We start from the raw sequence: 22,107 nt of genomic DNA on the forward strand, positions 1-22,107 counted from the left end.
TTTTCGGCTTCAAAGGCAGAAACTAACAACGTTTTTTGTAAAATTACACTATCGATCAGGGCGTGGATTCCAAATTTCGCGAACCGAGACCGTAAAATCCATGTTTATTTTCGCAACAACCAAGGATTGCCGCCGATAGCGGTGAGGTTGGTGGTCAGGGTTTGTTCGTTGGCGAAGCGTTGCAAGTAGTGGGGGCCGCCGGCTTTCGGCCCGGTGCCGGACAGGCCCATGCCGCCGAACGGCTGCACACCCACCACCGCGCCTATCATGTTGCGGTTGATGTAGATATTGCCGACCCGCGTGTGCTGTTGGATATAGTGCATATTGGCGTTGATGCGGCTGTGAATGCCCAGTGTCAAGCCGTAGCCGCTGGCATTGATGGCCTCGACCACTTTTGCCAGCTCGTTGGCTGGGTAACGGGCAATATGCAGGATGGGGCCGAACACTTCGTGGTCAAGGAAGGATAGGGCCGGTATTTCCGCTAACGTCGGTGGAAAAAAACAGCCGTTTGTTAGATCGTCGGTCAAGGGCAGTTGATATAACAGCTTGGCGTCGTGTTCAAGCTTCTCGATGTGCTGTTGCAGGGCGGCTAACGCGCGTTGATCGATAATAGGGCCGACGTCGGTGGCAATATCCAGCGGTGAACCGACCCGCAGCAAGCGCATCGCGCCGATCAAGCGGGCAATGACGCTGTCGGCGATAGCCTCGGGTAGAAACAACACCCGTAACGCCGAGCAGCGTTGGCCGGCGCTGTTAAACGCCGATTGCATTGCGTCTGCGACCAGCTGTTCCTGATGCGCCGAGCTGTCGGCGATCATCGCGTTTTGCCCGCCGGTTTCGGCAATAAGCGTGGCGATGGCGCCGTTACGACTCGCCAGTTGCCGTTTGATCAGATGGGCGGTGGCACTGGAACCGGTAAACGCCACGCCGGCGACGCGCTCGTCGATCAACAAGTGCCGACCAATCTCGGCGCCGTCGCCCGGCAAAAACTGCAGTACCTGTTCCGGGACGCCGGCGCTATGCAACAGGCGCAAACAGGCCATGGCCGTTAATGATGTTTGTAGCGCCGGTTTCGTGATCACCGTATTGCCGGCCACCAACGCGGCGGCGATTTGGCCGATGAAAATCGCAATCGGAAAATTCCACGGACTGATGCAGACAAACACGCCGCGCCCGACACTAAATAATTGATTGTCTTCACCGGTTGGACCCGGTAAGCGGAGTGGTTGCGCAAATTGTTCGACTGCGCAGGCCGAGTAATACCGGCATAGATCGACCGCTTCTCTGACTTCCGCCAGCGCATCGCGCACGGTTCGGCCGCCTTCGCGTATGCACAGCGCCACCAATTCCAGGCGCTGCTGTTCCAATAAATCCGCCGCTTTTTGCAGATACCCGGCGCGGGTTGCAACCGGGCATAAACGCCAGTCATCGAACGCGCGCGTGGCTTGTTGCAAGGCTTGTTCTATATCATTTGCGGAACTGAACACCACCTCGCCAACTAGGCTGTGTTGGTCGTGCGGGCTATAAACCGGATGCGGTTCGCCACGCATTTGTTGACCAGCAATCAATGGTGCGGCTTGCCAAGTCTGGCCCGACATGGCAGCCAATTCCTGTTGCAACTGCTGTAACACTTCGGGATCGCTCAAATTCAGCCCCTCCGAATTCCGGCGTTGCGCGCCGAATAACTCAGCGGGAACCGCAAGCGGTTTAGATTCCACCTTGTCTAGCTGGACCAATGGATCGGCGGATAGCATGGCGGCGCTAATCGCCGGATTTTCGATTTGATTGATAAACGAGGTATTCGCACCGTTCTCCAGCAAGCGTCTGACTAGATACGGCAGCAAATCCCGGTAACTGCCGACCGGCGCATAGACGCGGCAATTGATCGGGCGTTGATTGAGCAATTCATCATACAAAGCGCTCCCCATGCCATGCAGACGCTGGAATTCAAACCCGGGGTGGCCTTTGCCGAGCTCGCCAATCGCCGCCACGCTATGGGCGTTGTGGGTGGCAAATTGCGGATAAAAAGCCTGAGGCTTTGACAGGATCAGCCGAGCGCAAGCCAGATAGGACAAGTCGGTGGCAGGCTTGCGGGTGAACACCGGGTAGTCGTCCCAGCCGTTTTCCTGGGCGCGTTTGATCTCGCTATCCCAGTACGCGCCTTTTACCAAGCGAATGGGAATGATGCGCTGCCGCGATTCGGCCAATGCCGCCAGCCAATCGATCACCGCCAACGCGCGTTTTTGATAAGCCTGCACCGCCAGACCAAAACCAGGCCAAGAGGCCAGCGCCGGATCGTTAAACACCGCCGCGAAAATATCCAAAGACATATCCAGCCGTTCGGCTTCTTCCGCATCGACAGTCACGGAAATATTCGCCTCGCGGGCCAGCTTGGTCAAAGCCAACAGCTTGTCGCTGATTACCGGCACCGCATAACGCTGCTGAAATGGCTCATAACGCGGATATAACGCCGACAGCTTGATGGAAATGTCGGGATTGGCGAATAACTCGGCGTTCGCTGATTCGGCTAGAGATTCAATGGCGCGGCGATAGGCCGCGAAATAGCGTTCCGCGTCCTCTTCGGTCAGGGCTGCTTCGCCGAGCATATCGAAAGAATAGCGGTAGGCCGGATTGCGGCCGGCTCGTTCGATAGCCGCGTTTATGTTTTCGGCGATGACGAAATGTTCGGCCATATGCTGCATGGCTTGCTTGATCGCCGTGCGGATCAGCGGCTCGCCCAGACGGCTTAATAATCCATCGACAACCCGCTGCCGAACCAGTTCTTCCATTTTGCCGCTCATCCATAACGCACCGCTTGCCAGGTTAACCGACAACGAATCGCTATGCAGCCAGTGGCTATACCAATCGGCATCGGCGAGTTTGTCGCGCAAGAACAGGTTTTGCGTGTCGCTGTCCGGAATCCGCAGCAGGGCTTCGGCGATGCTCATCAACACGATGCCTTCATCGCTGTTCAGGCTGTATTCGTGCAAGAAGGCTTCGAAAATGCCGGGCTGTTTGTGTTTGGCGCGTACCGCTTCTATCAAGGCTTGCGAACACGCGCATATTGCCTGGCTATCGTAATCTCCCAACCTGGCGATCAGGCTGGCGATGGCTTGCGGCTCTGCTTGGGTAAATGCTTGATTGATGCGCCGGCGCAGTTTGGCTAAACGGTTGGCGTTGCTCATGGCTATCACCTGTTGGACTGACACCCATAAGCATACCGCTATCCGGAAAAACCGGCTGGCTTGTTGGACCGGGTTTGCTCTGCTACTGTTGATGCTAACGCGCTGAACGCGAGGAGGTTATATGTCAGGCAGAATTGATTTTACGATGGGTGTTAACGCCGGAAAAACGGCCAAGGCCGGCGGCGACAGTAGCTACCGGGTTTATATTTTCGGCAATTTTTCCGGTGCCGCCGTGCCTTGGGAGCAAAGCAAAATCCGCAAAATCGATGTCGATAACTTTGAGCAAGTGCAGGCGCAAGTTACACCGACACTGGAAGTCAGTTCGGGCATCACGCTGCAATTTCCGGCGCTGGAGGATTTTCATCCCGATGCCTGGTTGGGGAAAATCAAGCTGCTGGCCGATTTGCGGACTTTAAAATCGGAACTGGGCAACCCCAATACCGCCGCGCAGGCGGCGGCGAAAATTCAGGCCTTTTTTCCCTCGATAAGCGCCAGCGAACCAGCCGCCCCCGCATTGGCAACGGAAAGCCAGGAGGATATGCTGGAACGCCTGCTGGGGAAAAAACCGGAAGGCGCGGTCGCGGCATCCGATTCCTTGGATAGTTTGTTGAAACAGATTGTGGAGCCGCATGTCGCCAAGGACGCTAATCCGCAGCATCGGGTTTTAATCGATGTGATCGACGCCGCCACCGCACAGTTTGTGAAAGCCCTGTTACACCGGCAGGATTTTCAAGCGTTGGAAGCTTTGTGGCGGGCGACGTATGAGTTGGTGCATGAAGAAGCCGCCGACGCGCAACAACTCTATTTGCTGGATATTAGCCAAGCCCAATTGTTGGCGGAGTTGGAAAAAGGCGGCGAGAGCGTGGTTCAGCGTTTGCAGCAACATATTCAAACCGGTGACGGCGAGCAGGATGTGTTGATCGTGGCCGATTATCTGTTTGCCGATAATGCGGACGACAAAGCCTTGCTCGGTTATTGTGCGGATTTAGCCGCTAAATGCGGGGCGGGTTTTCTGGCGGGCGCAGGGAACGGTTTGGTGGTCGAGGCATTGCAGAATCCGTCGGATTGGCTAGCATATCGCCAACAGATCCAGGCCGATAGTGTGATCTTGACCTATCCCCGCGTGCTGATGCGTTTACCTTATGGCAGCAAACGCGATCCACTGGAGAGCTTGGCGTTTGAAGAGTGTAGTAATATCCCGCAGACCGACGAGTTGTTGTGGGGAAATTCGGCCTTTTTAGCGGCCAGGGTGTTGTTGAGAGCTGCCCAGGATGACGCCACCGCGGAGCAATTCTTTTTTGCCGATGTGCCGGCGTTTAGCTACGAACTGGACGGCGAGCAGGTATTGCAGCCGGCGACGGAAGTGGTGTTGAACGAAGTGCAGGCGAATAATCTATTGGCGCAAAACATCATGCCGGTAGTCAGCTATCGGCAACGGCAAGGGCTGCGCTTACTGGGGTTAGACACCCTGGCTTGATCGGTTTTGACCAAGCTGTGCCCGCATCTTTTCCCTATCCAGCTCGCCTTCCGAATGCGACACCACTATCGTCGCTACCGCATTGCCGACGATATTGGTCAAGGCCCGCGCTTCCGACATAAAGCGGTCTATGCCCAGGATCAGCGAAAGTGCCGCGACCGGTACCGCCGGCACTACCGCCAGTGTAGCCGCCAAGGTGATAAAGCCGGCGCCGGTGACACCGGACGCGCCTTTGCTGGTCAGCATCGCTACCATTAGCAAGGTCAATTGCTGCGATAGGCTTAAATCGACGTTCAAGGCCTGGGCAACGAATAGAGCGGCCATGGTCAGATAAATATTGGTACCGTCCAGATTGAACGAGTAGCCGGACGGTATCACCAAGCCCACCACCGAACGCGAGCAGCCCAGTTTTTCCAGCTTATTCATCAGCGGCACCAGCGCCGATTCCGACGAAGAAGTGCCCAGAACCAGCAACATTTCTTCCTTGATATAACGCAGCAGTCGAAAAATATTGAAGCCGGTCAGCGCGGCTATGCTGCCCAGTATCAAGACGATAAACAACGCGCAGGTCAGATAAAAGCTACCCATCAGCGCGGCCAGCGGTTTCAATGCCGCGACGCCGTATTTGCCGATGGTAAACGCCATCGCCGCGCCGGCCCCGAACGGCGCCAGCTTCATGATCACGCTCATCATCGCAAAAAAGATGTGCGAGCATTCTTCGATAAACACATACACCGATCTGCCGGCGCTGCCCATTTGCTGCAAGGCAAACCCAAACAACACCGCCACCAGTAACACTTGCAGCAAATCGCCGGAACCGGTGAAGGCGTCGGTAAAGGTTTTAGGGATGATGTGCAGCAAAAAGTCGGCGGTGCTTTGCTGGCTGGCTTGTTTCACATAGCCGGACACCGCCTGCGCATCCAGCGTGGCCGGATCGACATTAAAGCCTTGGCCGGGCTTGAGCAGATTGGCCACCATCACACCCAGCGCCAGCGCGAAAGTCGAGACAATCTCAAAATACAGCAAGGCTTTGACGCCCACCCGGCCAGCCTTTTTCATATCGTCGGCACCGGCGATGCCCAGCACAATAGTGCAAAACACCACCGGGCCTATCAGCATCTTGATCAGGCTGATAAAGCCGTCTCCTATGGGTTTGAGCGAGATAGCGTGTTCGGCGTCCAGGTAACCGAACAGGCCGCCGGCAACGATAGCCAATAGAACCCATAGATAAAGCCGGGCGGAGGGGCTGGCTGCTTGTGACGATGGCGGTTTGCTGACGTTTTCCGAGTTCATGGTTTAGCGCGTGGCTCTTAGAATGTAGCGCGGGTGTTGAGCGCACTATCGGTTAAAAGCTGCGCGTATGGCAAGGATAAGTTACGAGGCCAACAGCCCGTCTTACGATGGTAGCGAATCGTTCGTCGCCAACTTAAACCACAAGGCTATGGTGGACTCTATTAATGCAGTAAAAGGCTGCTGGAATCTTTTTGACTTAGATAAAGCAACTGTTAGCGCCTTCCAGTTATTTGTCTTCCTTCTTGTCAAACACCCCGCTGAAGCTAAAGCCAATATCGATTTTGCCGATTTCCTCGATCACTTTCTGGCTCAATTCATCTACCGGCTTATCGGAAAACACCGCGTAGCGCATTAGATTTTCCGTGTAGGTTTGCTTGTCTTTGTATTGGCTGTAAAACGCAAACATCAACGCCGCGATGCCGGTAACGGTGGTTTGCACAATCGCCGATTTATACCATTCGCGCTCGCCCAGCCGGTCTTTCAACAACACCCCCAGCGAAGGCCACAAAAATACCGCCACCGCCGAAATCAGCGACAGCCAGAAAAACACTTTATTTAAAATCGCATAACTCCTGGCTTTAACATACAAATCGTAAATCAACACCAGCTTGCGTTCTTCGTCTACAGTTGTAGGCTTTGCCGTGCCCGTTGAATCCGTCTTACAGACGGCGGTTTTGGCGTAATCCATCAGCAATTTCGCGCTGGTTTGATTGGGGTTGAGGATGCCCACCACATCTTTCTCGCAGGATTCCGATGCGCAGCCGCTCAGCGCAAGCAGTGCCATGATGATTAATAGAAATTGGCGCATAGTTTGGCTCCGTGTCGGTTTATTGGGGCAATTGTGACATAGCCGGCTTGATGGATTGTCCGTAAAATTATGCTCGGCGAGACGGAGCAGAGTATTTTACGGAAATCTTTCTCTGCGATAGGTCCAGACTTCGTGGTGATCGGCAAAACTTACAGTAACGTGAAAAGTTTTTGCCAACCTGTTAATTAACCAACTCCTTTTGAAGTAGACAATTGATGCAGAAGATACTAGCTACTTGGGCGGGGCTTTCGAGTCATTTTATCGGCGATTGCTTTGATATAGCCAAACCATACCTGGATAAGCAGTATGGAGGTATGGATGCATATGTTAGATTTGTTAGCTCGCATTTATTTATTGATTGTCATTTGAGTAGTGAAAGCTCGTTGCTTTTGATTAGAGAGGCTAAGGAGTGGGATGCTGATATTATCAATAGATCTGTCATGGAAGGGACAATTAAGTATGTCTTTCTCATGGACGGAAAATCCTCTGATATACAGATCAAAGCATATGAGTATTGGGAGCAGCTCCCAAATTATATGGCTATAAAGCATCACGAGCGGGCATCAAATTTTTTGAACGAAGTGCCGAACCCGGATGATCCAGAATGGATTCCCTTTAAAAAACTCCTCTTAACTGAACAGGAAATAGATTCATTAAGAAATGGAACCAACCGGGCAGATAGAAACAAGCTTGAACAAAAGTGGTCATTTTCCGAAATAACTAAAAGCTTTAGCGTAAGTCAATCCAAAGGGCTGCGCTTATTAGTACATCTTGCACATGGTTATGGCATGAGTAGTCACCTGATTCATAAAGACGGTGATGGCGTTGGTATGGTTTGGGAACGATATGGCCGCAATCAAGATGAGCAGTTTGCGGTGAAGCTAGCGCACTGTGCCAGAATTGTTTCAGATCTCTGTACATTCTCTAAGCTAAGACTATTTTGGCTTCTGAAGTTTTGCAATCAGAAAACTGATGTCATTCATAACATTGAAGAACGCTACCAAATTCTCTTCGATGAATTGAGAAAGGCAGGACAGAATTTCACAAAAGTAGAGTATGAAGAAGAACTTAACAATGTCAAATAAGGACGGTTCGCGGTGTGATGTGCTAGCACTGCTACTCAAGCGTTACCCCATATGACTTGGTGGGAGTGGTATCGCAACGCTGAGCACAACGGAGTTTGTAAACCCATACTGAATGTTTCGAAAATATGTGGAAGTTTGGCAAAACCTTTGGAGCGGTTTGAACAACCCATCCGACCTACGTTCAGAATTGGCTATGCAATGGTTTGGCGTTATGCTTTACAGACTTGGCCGGCTTTGTACTTAAAGAGGTCTGGAAAATTACAAGCTAACTAAATCTCTGGAATTCATCATGTTAAACATCGAAATCGATAACCCTGAGCTGGAAGCCAGCTTGCACCAGTTGTTTGGCACTAATCAGCAGTCCATTACCAGTGCCTTCGCCGAGTTTGTACAGCAGCGTAAAATCAAGCAAGACATCGGTGTCTCGATTACTGAATTGGATGCCGGCGAGGGCCTGCCGTTGCAACTGGTGATGCAGGACATTCGCCGGAAATATGAGTGAGTACCGCATTGTTTTTTCGCCGCGCGCCCAGCAGCGTTTGGCGGAAATTGCGGACTATCTTTATCGGCAAAACTTGTCGCAGCGCTTTGTGTTGGAGTATTTGCAACGTTTTGAAGATTGGCTGAACACCCTGCTGGTGCTGTTTCCCGAGTCGGGTACGCAGATGCCGGAGTTTGGCGACAACATTCGCCGGGTGGTCTATCAACAATACAGCTTTGTTTACCGTTTAAACGGCGATGCCATTGAGATATTAACCGTGTACCGCGAGAATCAACCTTGAACGCCGATTGATTTTTTGCAAATGGTCGTGAGTTTGATTTAAGTTAGTTTTGCCGACAGTTACTGGAGCAATCCAGCTAAGCAATCTTGGCAAGATCACCGACAAAAATCCTATCGACTTTCCCAAGGTCACCCCATGCAAACACCCTCAAACAAACTCTTTTGCACCGCCCAAATCCGCGAAGCCGAGCGTTATGTGATCGACGAACTGGGGATTCCTGGTAGGGAATTGATGCGGCGGGCCGGATACGCGCTGTTCGAACAAATACAGCGGCGTTGGCCGCAATACACCGCGATCACGGTGTTTTGCGGTTGCGGCAATAATGGCGGCGATGGTTATGAGGTGGCGACGCTGGCCTTGCAGGCTAATTATCAGGTAACCGTTTACGCCTTGACCGATCCGCAAGGTTTGTCGGGCGATGCGCTCAGTGCATACCAAGATTTTATCAAGGCAGGGGGATGTGTCAGTGACTTCCAAGCCGGGCAATCCAGGCTGCAAGGCGTGATCGTCGATGCCTTATTCGGAATTGGTTTGAGTCGCGAAGTCGGGCAAGGTTATGCGTTAGCCATCGCCGCAATTAACGATTCAGACTGTCCGGTAGTTGCCGTGGATGTACCGTCCGGTTTACATGCCTACACCGGCTCGGTATTGGGCTGCGCGGTTAAGGCCGATGTGACGGTGACTTTTATCGGTTTGAAGTGCGGCTTGTTTACCGGCGCAGCGCCAGAATATTGCGGCGAGATTATTTGCGACACTTTGGATATCGACGCCGCAGTGTTGGCGGCAATGCCGCCGTTCGCCGAATTGCTGGAAAAGTTAGCGTTACCGCGTCGTTCGCGGACGGCGCATAAAGGCCATTTTGGTCACGTACTGCTGATTGGCGGCAATCTGGGTTATACCGGGGCGATTCGTTTGGCGGGTGAGGCGGCCTTGCGTTCCGGGGCCGGTCTGGTTAGTATCGCCACCCGCGCTGCGCATAGCGGGCTGATCAATATCGGCCGGCCGGAGTTGATGTGTCACGGTGCGGAATGCGGCGAAACGCTGCACGCCTTACTGGATAAAGCCAATGTCATCGTGATCGGGCCCGGCCTTGGTCAGGACGATTGGGCCAGGGAAATGTTTGGCACCGTCATGGGTCGCGATAAGCCTTGCGTGCTTGATGCCGACGCGCTGAATTTGCTGGCGGAGCAACAGAAGCGCCACGACAACTGGGTTTTAACACCGCACCCCGGCGAAGCCGCGCGCTTGTTGGCATGTAATACCCGGCAAATCTCGGCAGACCGCTTTGCTGCGTTGGCGGATTTGCACAGTCAATATGGCGGTACCTGTTTATTAAAAGGCGCCGGTACCTTGATTACCGGCGGCGAAACGATCTATGTCGGCACCACCGGCAACCCCGGCATGGCTAGCGGCGGCATGGGTGACGTGTTGTCGGGTTTGATCGGCGGTTTGCTGTCGCAAGGCTTGAGTTTGGAGCAGGCGACTAGGCTGGGTGTTTATGTGCATGGCGAAGCGGCTGACAGTCTGGCTGCAGAATTGGGCGAGCGCGGCTTGTTGGCCGCTGATTTGCCGGAACGAATCAGGAAATTATTGAATTAATGAACATCACGCTGGAAACCCCCGAAGATACCGAAGCGCTGGGCGCGGCGCTGTGGCAAGTCTTACCGGCAAAATGTCTGCTGTTTTTGTACGGCGATTTGGGTGCCGGCAAGACGACGCTGGTGCGCGGCTTATTGCGCGCTGCCGGCCATTCAGGCGCGGTGAAAAGCCCTACTTACACCTTGGTCGAGGAATACGAAGTCGATGGTCGGCGCTTGTTTCATTTTGATTTGTATCGGCTGAAGGACCCCGAGGAATTGGAGTGGATGGGCATGGACGATTATCTCAACCAAAACGCATTGTGCTGCATCGAATGGCCGCAAAAGGGTGCCGGCTTTCTGCCCAATGCCGATGTGGAGGTTAGCTTGAATTATTTTCAGCAGCAACGTACCGCTGAAATCAATGTGTTAGCAAAAAATCGGCTTGGCGACATAAAACTAAACTGGAAAAACAATAACCTACTGCTATAATTTCAACGAAGTTGTCACTAGTGGAAATGTGGGGTATGCAGCAGATGTCTAAAATTTTCTGGATATGGGGTTTGTTATTACCCACGTTTTCGGTGCTCGCGGCTCAGACTGAACTGGGTCCGATCAGTTATTCATCCACCAATCAACTGCTGGTCAATTTGCCGAGCACGGTCAAGCATCATGCGTTTGTGTTGAAAAGTCCTAATCGTCTGGTTATGGATTTTAGCGATGCCAAAATGGCGCAGGATTTGAATCAACCGGTTGCGGATCATCCCTTGTTTGGTTTTGCCCGCAGCGCAATGCGTAACAACAAGGATTTGCGTATCGTCGTCGAATTGAAATCTGATGTGGACGCCAAAGTCGCGATGGTCGGTAAGAATTTACAAATCGATTTGGCGGCAAAAGATCAGCCAGCGCAGCCGCAATTGACAGCCAAGCCGGCGGAAAGAGCATTTACTCCGGTTGCGGCGGTTAAAACGGAAAAGCCGACAGCTATCCCGGAGGTTGCTGCTGCCGAAAAAACCGATAAATCCACTAAAAAATCCGAGACCACTGCCAAACCTGTCGCGGTTAAATCGGTCGCCAAAGCCAAGGGTCGTAACATCATTGTGGCCATCGACGCTGGTCATGGCGGTAAGGATGTCGGTGCGCAGGGCGCGAACGGTACGCAAGAAAAAGACGTGGTGTTTGCGATTGCCAAGAGCCTGCAAGGCATGGTTAACAGCCAGCCGGGCATGAAAGCGGTGATGATTCGCGATGGTGACTATTTTGTGAAATTAAACGAACGCCGCCGTATTGCCCGTGCGGCCAAGGCCGATTTGTTTGTGTCGATACATGCCGATGCGTTTAGCGACAGTCAGGCGCACGGTGCTTCGGTTTATACGTTGGCCAATAAAGGCGCGTCCAGTGCCGGCGCCACGTGGCTGGCTAATAGCGAAAACGCGGTGGATGGCGGTGCCGCCGAGGACAGAGATGACACCTTGACCTCGGTGTTGATGGATTTATCCAATAAGGCGGCGAAGGAAGCCAGTCAAAACATCGGTAATAAGGTGTTGAGAAGCGTGAAAGGCGTCGGTCATTTGCATCGCAATACCGTGCAAAAAGCCGGATTCGTCGTGTTAAAGTCGGCGGAAATTCCGTCTATCCTGGTCGAAACCGCATTTATTTCCAATCCGGAAGAAGAGCGCCGTTTAAACACCAAGGCTTATCAAAACAAAATGGCCTCGGCGGTATTTAGCGGGATCGTCGGTCACTTTAAACAATATGCGCCGGCCGATACGATGATGGCGCAGTTGAATCGTTCCGGCAAATCCAAAGCCGTGCAATTGGCGGAAGTGGATGTGGATGACAATGAACCGGTGGCTAAAGTAAAACCGGAACAAAAACCGGTGTTGGCTGCTAGAGAGTTGGATGCGGCTCCAGCCACAATCGCGAGCAATAGTGCCGGCACGCATCATGTGATTAATCGCGGCGAAACCCTGTCCGGCATCGCCCAGCAATATGGCATAAGCATGCGAGCCTTGCGGATGGCCAATGCGATGAATGACGGCAATGTTCGGGTTGGTCAGGTGTTGCAAATTCCGCATGACAGCTGATTAAACTATCTTAAAGCGGGGCGAATCATTTCGCCCCGTTTCATTTTCATCCGCTAAAATACGCGCTTTTGTTTGAGCTCGGCCGATGCGGATTCATGCTTTACCTACCCAATTAGTCAATCAAATCGCCGCCGGCGAGGTGGTCGAGCGGCCGGCGTCTGTGGTCAAAGAACTGGTGGAAAATTGTTTCGATGCGGGCGCGACGCAGATTCAAATTGATGTGGAGCAGGGCGGCACCCGGCAAATCCGAATCCGCGACAACGGTTGCGGCATCGTCAAGGATGACTTGGCGTTGGCTTTATCCCGGCATGCCACCAGCAAGATTGCCTCCTTGGACGATTTGGAGCATGTGATCAGCATGGGCTTTCGCGGCGAGGCCTTGCCCAGTATCAGCTCGGTGGCGCGATTGACTTTGATCTCCCGTACTGCCGATGCCGAATGCGCTTGGCAAGTCAGCGCCGACGGCACCGAGCAAAATTTCGATCCGCAACCCGATCCGCATCCCCCCGGCACTACGGTGGATGTCCGCGATCTGTTTTACAACACGCCGGCCCGGCGTAAATTTTTAAAAGCCGAGAAGACCGAGTTTTCTCACATAGAAAGCTTGATTCAAAAATTGGCCTTGGCGCGTTTTGATGTCGGTTTTGTGTTGAATCACAATCAGCGCGAAGTGCTGAATCTCAAACCCGCGGCGATGCAGGCTGCCCAGGAAAAACGCATCGCCGCTATTTGCGGCTCGGCCTTTGTCGAGAATTGCGTGAAGATCGATTTTGCCGCATCCGGTTTGCATTTGCACGGCTGGGTTGGCTTACCAACCTTTTCCCGCAGCCAGCAGGACATGCAGTTTTTCTACGTTAACGGACGCTTGATCAAAGACCGCTTGGTCGCCCACGCCGTTAAGCAGGCCTACCAGGACGTGCTGTACCACGGCCGGCATCCAGTATTTGTGTTGTACCTGGAGCTCGACCCGGCTCTGGTTGACGTCAACGCGCATCCGACCAAATTGGAAGTACGTTTTCGGGAAGGACGGATGGTGCACGATTTTCTGTTTCAGGCCTTGCATCGCAGCTTGGCGGATCAACGGCCCGGCGCTGCCTTGGTGGCGGAGCAAATCGAAACTGTAGGCGAAGTTTCGGCGGCGCAAACGCCGTTGCGGACGCCTTTGAATCAACAAACCTCTTTACCTCTGACGATGCCGGAGTCGGGTGTGGATAGTATGCCGCAACGGCCTACACCTGAAGCATTCGGCGCTTATCGCTACCCGTCCGAACGAGCCAATATGTCGGATGTGGCCGAGCAAATCACAGCCTACGGCAAGCTTTATCCGCAATCGGACCGCGTCAAGCCAAACATCGAATCGGCAATACCGCCCTTGGGCTTTGCGCTGGCGCACATCCATAATATTTACATCCTGGCGGAAACGGCCAACGGCATTATTTTGGTGGATGCCCACGCCGCCCATGAACGGGTGACGTATGAACGGCTGAAACAGCATTACCACAATCGGGCTATCGTCTCCCAGCCCTTACTGTTGCCGATCAAATTGCAAGTCACCGCCGCCGAGGCCGATCTCGCAGAGCAAGAGCACGAATTTTTTATGAATCTGGGTTTCGAAATCAACCGTTCCGGCCCCGAAACGGTGGTGCTCAGAGCCACCCCGGCCCTGCTGGCGAAAGCCGATGTCGATCAGTTGGTGCGTGACATCCTGGCCGATCTAGCCACCCACGGCGTCAGCCATAAAGCCCAGGAAAGCATTAATGCGATTTTGGCGACGATGGCTTGTCACAGCTCGGTGCGGGCCAAGCGCAAACTCAGTATCGAAGAAATGAACGCCTTGCTGCGCGACATGGAGCAAACCGAGCGCATCGGCCAATGCAACCACGGTCGTCCAACCTGGGTGGCGCTTAGCCATCAGGACTTGGACAGGTTTTTCATGCGTGGGCAATAAATGAGTGAGACGCATAAACCGTCGGCCATTCTGTTGATGGGGCCGACCGCATCCGGCAAAACCGTGCTGGGCGTGGCGCTGGCGCAAGCCTTGGACACCGAAATCATTAGTGTCGATTCGGCCTTGGTTTACCGTGGCATGGACATTGGTACTGCCAAGCCCGACATCGCCGAGCGCGGTGGCGTGCCGCATCATTTAATCGATATTCTCGATCCCAGCGAAAGTTTTTCCACCGGTCAATTCCGTGACCGCGCTTTGGCGTTGATGGCGGATATGACTGAACGTGGCAAGTTGCCGGTTTTAGTGGGAGGGACGATGCTGTACTTCAGCGCCTTGACCCAAGGTTTGGCGCAATTGCCGGCCGCTGACCCAGAGATTCGCCAGCGATTGGACCACGAATTGCAAACCTTGGGCAAGGATGCCTTGCATGCCCGCCTGGCGCAAGTCGATCCGCAAGCCGCGGCGCGGATACATGTCAACGACCCGCAACGTATTCAACGGGCGCTGGAGGTCTTTGAAATCAGCGGCCGGCCGTTATCCAGTTTCTTCGATGCCAACCAGCAGGCCGAGCATCCGTACCGGTTTATCAAATTGATTATTGCGCCTGAGCAGCGTAGTACCTTGCATGACAAGATTGCCGAGCGCTTCGATCTGATGTTGAAACACGGTTTTCTCGACGAAGTGCAGGCTTTATGGCGACGCGGCGATCTGGACGAGAGCATGCCATCGATTCGTTGCGTCGGTTACCGGCAGGCTTGGTCCTATCTAAGCGGCGAATACGATCTGGCAACCATGCGGGACAAAGCCATTATCGCGACTCGTCAGTTGGCCAAGCGGCAATTTACCTGGCTACGTAAGGAACAGGATGCCCATCATTTGATTACCGGTTCTAAAGAGCTGTTGGGACAAGCCTTAACCTATTGCCGCGCCTATGAATAAATCCGAACAACGCCAAATCGCCTACGCAGCGCGCCACGCTCAGGCTAATAAAGATGCGATCAGCGCCGACATTTGCCGGCGTGCCGTCGAGCAAGCCTGGTATCAAGCAGCTAAGACGGTGATGTGGTATTTGCATTGCCGTTCAGAGGTGCAGACGCTACCTACCGTAGCTGCAGAACTAAATTCGGGTAAGCGCATAGTCGTACCTTATTGTACGGTCGATACCGCGGGCCATAAGCAACTGGGTTTGTGGCAGTTGGAATCACTCGACGAATTGCAAGCGGGCATGTGGAATATTCTTGAGCCGCCGCGTGCACGTTGGCTGGAGCCGGCTAAGCAAGTGGTTGCTGATGAGCTGGATGTCGTCGTCGTGCCCGGCGTGGCTTTTGACAAGCAAGGCGGGCGCTTGGGCAACGGTGCCGGTTATTACGATCGGCTACTGCAAAAAGTGCGGCCCGACGCGGTGTTGGCGGCGATTTGTTATGAAGCCCAACTATTGCCGCAGGTGGCGATGGATACACACGATGTGTTCATGGACTATGTGCTTACCGAGCGCGCGATTTATTCAGGCAACAGGCATGCTCAACGATGAATTGGAGCGAGCTAAAGCAACAAATTCCCACTAGCCCCGCCTTGGTGCTGGACGAGGCGCAAATTTTTGCCAATCTAAAACCGCTGCAAGCGCTGAAGCAGGCAAGCGGCTGCAAGATTTTGTATTCGATGAAGGCGCTGCCGTTGGCGGCATTGCTGGCGCTGATAAAAGATCAAATCGACGGCTTTTCGGTCAGTTCCTTGTTCGAGGCGCGCTTGGCGGGAGAGGTGTTGGCAGATGCGGGCGGTAGCATCCATTTGACCACGCCGGGCTTGCGCCCCGACGAGTTCGCAGAGTTGGGCCGGCTTTGCAGTCATATCAGTTTCAATTCCTTGCCGCAGCATCAGCGGCTACAGGCGTCAGTCGGCGATTATTCGCCAGGTTTGCGAGTTAATCCCAAGCTGTCTTTTGCCGATGATCAACGCTATGACCCGTGCCGGCCGCATTCCAAATTGGGTGTCGATATCGAGCTGCTGCGGGATGGTTTGCCGGCTGATGTGGAAGGATTACATTTTCACACGGTGTTTGCCTGCCGGGATTTTAGGCCCTTGCAACAGACGCTGGAAAAGCTGCGGCCTATTCTAAAACGCAACCGGCTTAAATGGCTGAATCTGGGCGGCGGCTATTTGTATCACGCCATCGCCGAACAGCAGGATGTTGCGGAATTGATCAGGGATGTGCGAGCCGAATTTGGCGTCGATGTGTATCTGGAGCCGGGTAAGGGGCTGGTCGGTAATGCTGGTTATTTGTTGGCCACCGTGCTGGATCGGTTTGTTAGTGACGGCAAGCAGGTGTTGATTTTGGACACCTCGGTGAATCATCATCCGGAAGTGTTCGAATATCAGATGAAACCTCGGTTGCTGGAAGAAGAGGGTGCCGGAGAACAGTCGGCAATTTTGGCCGGCTCGACCTGCCTGGCCGGCGATGTGTTTGGCGAATATCGGTTTAGGCGGATTCCGGAGGTTGGCGAGCGTTTAGTATTTGCCGATGTGGGGGCGTATTCGCTGATCAAGGCCAATCGGTTTAACGGTTACCAGTTGCCGGATGTTTACATCGTCAATCCGGCCCGCTGGGTGCTGCAAAAGCGCGATAGTTATGCCGATTATTGCCGGCAATGGGCGAATAGCGGCGATTAGCGTTTCGCGCTGGTTTTGTGTTTTAAGGGTGGGCGTGCGGCGGTGCTTGCTCTTGGTCCAGGCCGCTCATTAGCGCTTCCATCTTCTGAATGCTGGCATCGCAACCTTCGATGCTGGCTTGTACCTTGGCTTTAAAGCGCAAGCCCATGTGTTCGCCATCACTTTCCCTTTCCGCATATTCGTTCAACAGATGACAGGCATCGTGCATGGTTTGTTCGGCATTTTCGAAGGTCTCGTTATCCGGCAATTGCTCGGCTTCACTGAGCATCATCAGTCGGCTTAATATCGTACTCTGGTGGCGGAATACCGATTCGGCGTAGTCGGCAAAGCTGTCATGCTGGCTATTGGCCGGCACGCTGGCGCAACCCATTGCACCGCATACTACCAATGTAAATAGAGTCAGAAACTTCAAACGCGGTAAAACCATCGGCATCGTGTTTAAGCCTTTTGCGCAGTAAAAATGCAATATTCGGTGAGTTTTTCGGTAAACAACTGATGTTGGGCCAGACCGACCAAATAGTTGGCGGTTTGTGCCTTGGAACGTAGCCCCAGCCATTGGCTGATGGTTTGTACCGGTTTCAGGCGTTTGGCGACTTTGAACATGTGCTCGACCGATGCCTGAGTTTGTGTGGTGATGTCGTGGCAAACGATGGCTTGAAAATCTTGCTGTTCCAACAAGCCGCTAAATTCGTCGCGCGAGCACAGATTCGGCACGGCCCAACCGTTCAAACAGGTCACTACCGCCCGCCATTGCTGTTCACTGAATTGACGCTGTAATACAAAGCCGTCGCAAACCACAATTCGGCCGCCGGGACGCAACACCCGCCAGGCTTCGCGCAAAAAGTCGCCTTTTTTTAACGCATGACAAGAGCTTTCCAAAGCCCAGACGACATCAAACGAGGCGTCGGGGAAGGGCGTGGCGCAAAAATCCGCGACTTCGAAATCGACTAATTCTGCAACGCCGTGGCGCTTGGCGTGCTGACGGGCATAGTCGGCTTGCTTGGCGCTGATGGTGATGCCGGTTACCCGATTGCCGTGTTGTTTAGCCATCCAGATCGTGCTGCCGCCGATGCCGCAGCCGGCGTCCAGAACCTTATCGCTGGCCTGAATCCCGGCTTTTTCATAAAGCACCTGGTTTTTGTTCAGCAAGGCTTGATGTTGATCGTAAGGCTTGGCTTCGTCCCAATAGCCATAATGCAAGGCCAGATTGTCGCGGTTGCACCATGCCACCAAATAATCGTTGTAGCAGTCATCGTAGTGTTTGGCGGCGTCGGCTTGCAGCTCGCTGCTGGATAATTCGGTGTCATCGCGCAGGCTTTGGTCGCGGTAATCTTGGTTGGGTTCTAGGGTGTACATCGTAGCGGGAATCGAGGAACGGGACGGCTGAGCGTAACGCAAGGTAAACGGCCGAATTAGTTGGGTTGCCGGCCATTATAATTCAGATCGGCGATTCGCTTCATGTTAGCCGACAGATTGTTGAATTGCGGGTGATTGATTTCCAGCATGGCGAATATCTGTTTTATTGCTAAGTCTTTGATTTGCTCTGGTTCCACGCCAAAGCGAATCTTGAACAAACGACGCTGTTTACCAATTGGAAGCGCTGCAAGAATTTCGGTTAGGCGTTGATCGATCAATTGTCGAGCCAAGGCTAGCTCTGGACTTATGCTTTCATCCGTCGCTTTGAGCTTAGGTTGAGTAGGCGCGGGTGCTGGCTGATTTGCCGTGGTCGCTCGCTGCCGCATCTCCTGCAAACGTGAACTTTTGCCTGGATTGACCAGCAAGGAATCCGCTGGACGGCTGGGTAATTTATCCATGATGTTTGTTGTGGTGCGAATGTACGGGATCGTGAATCAAGTTGCGGATGACTACCGAAGCGCAGACGCCGCCGAATGCCGCCGGCAAATAGGAAATCGTGCCGTAAGCCGACTTTTTATAATTGCTGCCGTCGGTAAACATCAACGAATCTTTATTCACCACTTCCGGCGAAAATACCACCTTCACGCCACGGCTGATGCCGTGTTTGCGCAGGCGTGTGCGAATGAATTGTGCAAACGGACAGTTATAAGTTTTGGAGATGTCCACCACTTTCAAATGGGTCGGGTCCATCTTGCCACCCGCGCCCATCGAACTGACGATTTTCATTTTGTTAGTTTTCGCGGCGCGGATTAGATGAATCTTCGGTGTCAAGCTATCAATGGCATCGACGATGTAATCGTAATGGGTGGTCAGCAAGTCGGCGGCGGTGTCCGGGGTGATGAATTCGTGGCGGATATGCAATTTCAAATCCGGATTGATCGCCAGCAGACGCTCACCCATGATGTCGGCTTTGGATTGGCCGTGGGTGGTGGCCAGCGCCGGCAACTGCCGATTGCGATTGCTCGGGTCGACCACGTCGCCATCGACGATGGTCATTTCGCCAACCCCGGCCCGGCAGATAAATTCGGCCGCAAACGAGCCCACACCGCCCATGCCCACCACCAACACATGGGATTGTTGCAGCTTGTCTAGTTTGGGTTTGCCGATTAATAGTTCGGTACGGGACAGCCAGCTTAAATCAGTCATGCAGAAATACTCGTTTGAAATTGCTCAGGATTTGTTGGTGCAAGGTCGCGATGTCCAAACCTAGCATTTTAGCCGCTGCGGCATATATCGCGTCAATGGATACGTTTGCGGTGTCGGTTTCCAGGAATAAGCGATCAGTTGGCGTGTATCTTAGCGCTTCGCCGGCATGGCTGCGGGGATTCAATAACGCGGCGCCAAAGGATAGATAAACCCCGTGTCTTAGTAATTGTTCAGCCAAGGCGGGTTTGCCGTTAAAGCCGTGAATGACCCAGGGTGTCTCGGTGTTTGGGGTGGATTTTTTAATCTGGATCAGCTCGTTAAAGGCGCGTACGCAATGAATGATCAACGGTTTGCCAAGTTGGTTGGCGAGTTTGATCTGGCTCATGAATGCGGGGATTTGCATGGCCAATGGCGTGGCAATAGCTTTGTCCAGTCCGCATTCGCCAATTGCCAATAGCTGTGGATCCTGGCTTGCTGCGCTGATTTTCCCTAAAGCGGTTTCGGCGTCTTCTTTATCGAGATGCCAGGGATGTAAACCCAAGCTGTAAAAACCGTGTTGTGTTGCCGTGACGTCGAAATCCTGGGTGGCAATGCTGCTCATTTCAACGGTCTGCTGATTGCCGATTTGGTGGCAATGAATGTCAATGTAGGCATCGGCCAAGCTCAGCGCCCCCGTAGTTGTTTCAATTTTCACTGAATTACCACCTGATACTCGATAAAAATTAACACCCTTAAAAAACCGTTATCGCACGGTATAATGCTATTTTATTTCTTCAGCAGAAAAACAATGGCGCAATATATTTTCTCGATGAACCGGGTCGGCAAGATCGTACCGCCCAAGAAGTACATCCTTAAAGACATTTCCTTATCGTTTTTTCCTGGCGCCAAAATAGGTGTGCTCGGTTTGAACGGCTCCGGTAAATCCACGCTGCTGCGCATCATGGCTGGCATCGACAAGGAAATCGAAGGCGAAGCGATTCCGCTGAAAGGCACCAAGATCGGCTATCTGCCGCAAGAACCGCAATTGGATCCGAATAAAACTGTGCGGGGCAATATCGAAGAAGCGGTTGCGGAAATCAAAGATGTGCTGGCCCGATTGGACGCCGTTTATGCCGCTTACGCGGAGCCGGATGCCGATTTCGACGCGCTGGCCGCCGAACAAGCCAAGCTGGAAGACATTATCAATGCGTGTGACGGGCATAATCTGGATCGCACGCTGGAAGTGGCGGCCGATGCGTTGCGCCTGCCGGACTGGGATGCCGATGTCACCAAGTTGTCCGGCGGTGAGAAGCGCCGGGTAGCGTTGTGCCGTTTATTGCTGTCCAAACCTGATATGTTGTTGCTGGACGAGCCTACCAACCATTTGGATGCCGAATCGGTGGCCTGGCTGGAGCGCTTTCTGCACGATTATCCAGGTACCGTGGTAGCGGTAACCCATGACAGGTATTTCCTCGATAATGTGGCCGGCTGGATCTTGGAGCTGGACCGCGGAATGGGGATTCCGTGGGAAGGCAATTACTCTTCTTGGCTGGAACAAAAAGAAAAACGTCTGGAGCTGGAGGAGAAACAAGAGTCTTCTCGGCAAAAAGCCATGAAAGCCGAGCTGGAGTGGGTGCGTTCCAATCCGAAAGGCCGCCATGCCAAGAGTAAGGCCCGTCTGGCACGTTTTGAAGAGTTATCATCGGTCGAAACGCAAAAACGTAACGAGACCCAGGAAATTTATATTCCACCCGGTCCACGTCTGGGCGATGTGGTGATCGACGTTGAGAACATCAGCAAGGGTTTTGGCGACAGGTTGTTGATCAACAATTTGAGCTTCAAATTACCGCCGGGCGGCATCGTCGGCATTATCGGCCCGAACGGTGCCGGTAAAACCACGCTGTTCCGGATGATGGCGGGATTTGAAAAACCGGATTCGGGTGAAATCAAGTTTGGGCAAACCGTGCAAATGGCCTATGTCGATCAGTTGCGCGACGACATGGACAACAACAAGACGGTTTGGGAAGAAATCTCCGACGGTTTGGACATGATTACCGTCGGCAAATACGAAACGCCGTCGCGGGCGTATATCGGCCGGTTCAACTTCAAGGGTGGCGATCAGCAAAAACGCATAGGCGAATTGTCCGGCGGCGAGCGTAATCGCGTGCATTTGGCCAAGTTGCTGAAAAGCGGCGGCAACGTACTGCTGCTCGACGAGCCGACCAACGATTTGGACGTGGAAACCTTGCGGGCACTGGAAGAGGCTCTGCTGGCTTTCCCTGGTTGCGCGGTGGTGATCTCGCATGATCGTTGGTTCTTGGATCGGATCGCCACACATATGTTGGCGTTCGAAGGCGATAGCGAAGTTGTGTGGTTTGAGGGTAATTATGCCGACTACGAGGCCGATAGGCATCGCCGCCTGGGCACAGATGCCGATAATCCGCGTCGTATCAAATATAAAAAAATCGGCTAAGCTGAACTTAAGCAGCCGTTGTTATTTTCGCAACGGCTTTGCTAATAAAGATTCGATTGAACTTGAAATAGCGGCGAGTAGTCCCAAAGTCACTAACAGTTTTTTATTGATCCGCAGCCCGCGTGTTGAAATTGGTGGGTCTAGCGGGTAATGTATTAATAGCGCACCGAACAATAATAAGGAG

20 protein-coding genes are annotated in these 22,107 nt (G+C 53.2%); 12 read left to right on the forward strand and 8 right to left on the reverse strand.

The features are described from left to right. Positions 1-104: 104 nt before the first annotated feature. Positions 105-3,185 (reverse strand): bifunctional proline dehydrogenase/L-glutamate gamma-semialdehyde dehydrogenase PutA, encoded by a 3,081-nt coding sequence (gene putA / locus DDY07_RS02355; protein ID WP_171694664.1) that lies wholly within the window; start codon positions 3,183-3,185, stop codon positions 105-107. 121 nt (positions 3,186-3,306) lie between these two features. On the opposite strand from putA, the gene DDY07_RS02360 reads away from it, so the two are divergent. Beyond that, positions 3,307-4,662: a type VI secretion system contractile sheath large subunit gene (locus tag DDY07_RS02360; protein WP_171694665.1), complete on the forward strand. Its 1,356-nt coding sequence runs from the start codon at positions 3,307-3,309 to the stop codon at positions 4,660-4,662. Here DDY07_RS02360 and dctA read toward each other — a convergent pair. Both dctA and DDY07_RS02370 read right to left on the reverse strand, forming a co-directional pair. Continuing rightward, complete coding sequence (gene dctA, locus DDY07_RS02365; RefSeq protein ID WP_171694666.1) at positions 4,645-5,955, reverse strand: C4-dicarboxylate transporter DctA; 1,311 nt, start codon at positions 5,953-5,955, stop codon at positions 4,645-4,647. The genes DDY07_RS02360 and dctA overlap by 18 nt on opposite strands. Before the next feature lie 226 nt (positions 5,956-6,181). Continuing rightward, entirely contained in the window at positions 6,182-6,763 is a 582-nt protein-coding gene (locus DDY07_RS02370; protein WP_171694667.1) for a hypothetical protein, read from the reverse strand. A gap of 215 nt (positions 6,764-6,978) precedes the next feature. Between DDY07_RS02370 and DDY07_RS02375 the strand changes: the two genes are divergently transcribed. The 10 genes from DDY07_RS02375 (at position 6,979) to DDY07_RS02420 (ending at position 16,909) form a co-directional block, all read left to right on the forward strand. Beyond that, on the forward strand, positions 6,979-7,848 hold the full coding sequence (locus DDY07_RS02375; protein WP_171694668.1) for a DUF5677 domain-containing protein: 870 nt from the start codon (positions 6,979-6,981) through the stop codon (positions 7,846-7,848). Between the two features lie 289 nt (positions 7,849-8,137). Beyond that, entirely contained in the window at positions 8,138-8,350 is a 213-nt protein-coding gene (locus DDY07_RS02380; RefSeq protein ID WP_171694669.1) for a hypothetical protein, read from the forward strand. Continuing rightward, positions 8,343-8,630, forward strand: coding sequence for a type II toxin-antitoxin system RelE/ParE family toxin (locus DDY07_RS02385; RefSeq protein ID WP_171694670.1), 288 nt, complete (start codon positions 8,343-8,345; stop codon positions 8,628-8,630). The genes DDY07_RS02380 and DDY07_RS02385 overlap by 8 nt, the downstream gene beginning before the upstream one ends. A 135-nt stretch (positions 8,631-8,765) precedes the next feature. Next, the gene (locus DDY07_RS02390) at positions 8,766-10,229 is read left to right on the forward strand and encodes an NAD(P)H-hydrate dehydratase (protein ID WP_171694671.1); all 1,464 of its coding nucleotides are present in this window, start codon (positions 8,766-8,768) and stop codon (positions 10,227-10,229) included. Beyond that, on the forward strand, positions 10,229-10,699 hold the full coding sequence (gene tsaE / locus DDY07_RS02395) for a tRNA (adenosine(37)-N6)-threonylcarbamoyltransferase complex ATPase subunit type 1 TsaE (protein ID WP_171694672.1): 471 nt from the start codon (positions 10,229-10,231) through the stop codon (positions 10,697-10,699). The genes DDY07_RS02390 and tsaE overlap by 1 nt, the downstream gene beginning before the upstream one ends. Before the next feature lie 44 nt (positions 10,700-10,743). Then, complete coding sequence (locus DDY07_RS02400) at positions 10,744-12,294, forward strand: N-acetylmuramoyl-L-alanine amidase (RefSeq protein ID WP_253734387.1); 1,551 nt, start codon at positions 10,744-10,746, stop codon at positions 12,292-12,294. A gap of 85 nt (positions 12,295-12,379) precedes the next feature. Continuing rightward, positions 12,380-14,242, forward strand: coding sequence for a DNA mismatch repair endonuclease MutL (gene mutL / locus DDY07_RS02405; RefSeq protein WP_171694674.1), 1,863 nt, complete (start codon positions 12,380-12,382; stop codon positions 14,240-14,242). Further along, entirely contained in the window at positions 14,243-15,181 is a 939-nt protein-coding gene (miaA, locus tag DDY07_RS02410; RefSeq protein WP_171694675.1) for a tRNA (adenosine(37)-N6)-dimethylallyltransferase MiaA, read from the forward strand. Beyond that, the gene (locus tag DDY07_RS02415; RefSeq protein WP_171694676.1) at positions 15,174-15,773 is read left to right on the forward strand and encodes a 5-formyltetrahydrofolate cyclo-ligase; all 600 of its coding nucleotides are present in this window, start codon (positions 15,174-15,176) and stop codon (positions 15,771-15,773) included. Before miaA ends, DDY07_RS02415 begins: the two co-directional genes overlap by 8 nt. Beyond that, complete coding sequence (locus DDY07_RS02420; protein WP_171694677.1) at positions 15,770-16,909, forward strand: carboxynorspermidine decarboxylase; 1,140 nt, start codon at positions 15,770-15,772, stop codon at positions 16,907-16,909. The genes DDY07_RS02415 and DDY07_RS02420 overlap by 4 nt, the downstream gene beginning before the upstream one ends. Before the next feature lie 22 nt (positions 16,910-16,931). Here the strand turns inward: DDY07_RS02420 and DDY07_RS02425 are convergent, their stop codons facing one another. From DDY07_RS02425 to DDY07_RS02445, 5 genes are read right to left on the reverse strand one after another with little or no spacing between them, the layout of a single operon-like run. Continuing rightward, positions 16,932-17,342, reverse strand: a complete 411-nt coding sequence (locus tag DDY07_RS02425; protein ID WP_171694678.1) for a hypothetical protein — start codon at positions 17,340-17,342, stop codon at positions 16,932-16,934. Between the two features lie 5 nt (positions 17,343-17,347). After that, a complete protein-coding gene (locus DDY07_RS02430) occupies positions 17,348-18,265 on the reverse strand; it encodes a methyltransferase domain-containing protein (protein ID WP_171694679.1) in 918 nt (305 codons plus the stop codon). A 56-nt stretch (positions 18,266-18,321) separates the two neighbouring features. Further along, a complete protein-coding gene (locus tag DDY07_RS02435; RefSeq protein WP_171694680.1) occupies positions 18,322-18,723 on the reverse strand; it encodes a hypothetical protein in 402 nt (133 codons plus the stop codon). Continuing rightward, on the reverse strand, positions 18,716-19,471 hold the full coding sequence (locus tag DDY07_RS02440; protein WP_171694681.1) for a ThiF family adenylyltransferase: 756 nt from the start codon (positions 19,469-19,471) through the stop codon (positions 18,716-18,718). The genes DDY07_RS02435 and DDY07_RS02440 overlap by 8 nt, the downstream gene beginning before the upstream one ends. Continuing rightward, positions 19,464-20,165 (reverse strand): TatD family hydrolase, encoded by a 702-nt coding sequence (locus DDY07_RS02445; RefSeq protein ID WP_171694682.1) that lies wholly within the window; start codon positions 20,163-20,165, stop codon positions 19,464-19,466. The genes DDY07_RS02440 and DDY07_RS02445 overlap by 8 nt, the downstream gene beginning before the upstream one ends. A gap of 93 nt (positions 20,166-20,258) precedes the next feature. On the opposite strand from DDY07_RS02445, the gene ettA reads away from it, so the two are divergent. Continuing rightward, positions 20,259-21,923: an energy-dependent translational throttle protein EttA gene (gene ettA / locus DDY07_RS02450; RefSeq protein WP_171694683.1), complete on the forward strand. Its 1,665-nt coding sequence runs from the start codon at positions 20,259-20,261 to the stop codon at positions 21,921-21,923. Positions 21,924-22,107 lie beyond the last annotated feature (184 nt).

It is taken from the genome of Methylomonas sp. ZR1 (assembly GCF_013141865.1).
Lineage (GTDB): Bacteria > Pseudomonadota > Gammaproteobacteria > Methylococcales > Methylomonadaceae > Methylomonas.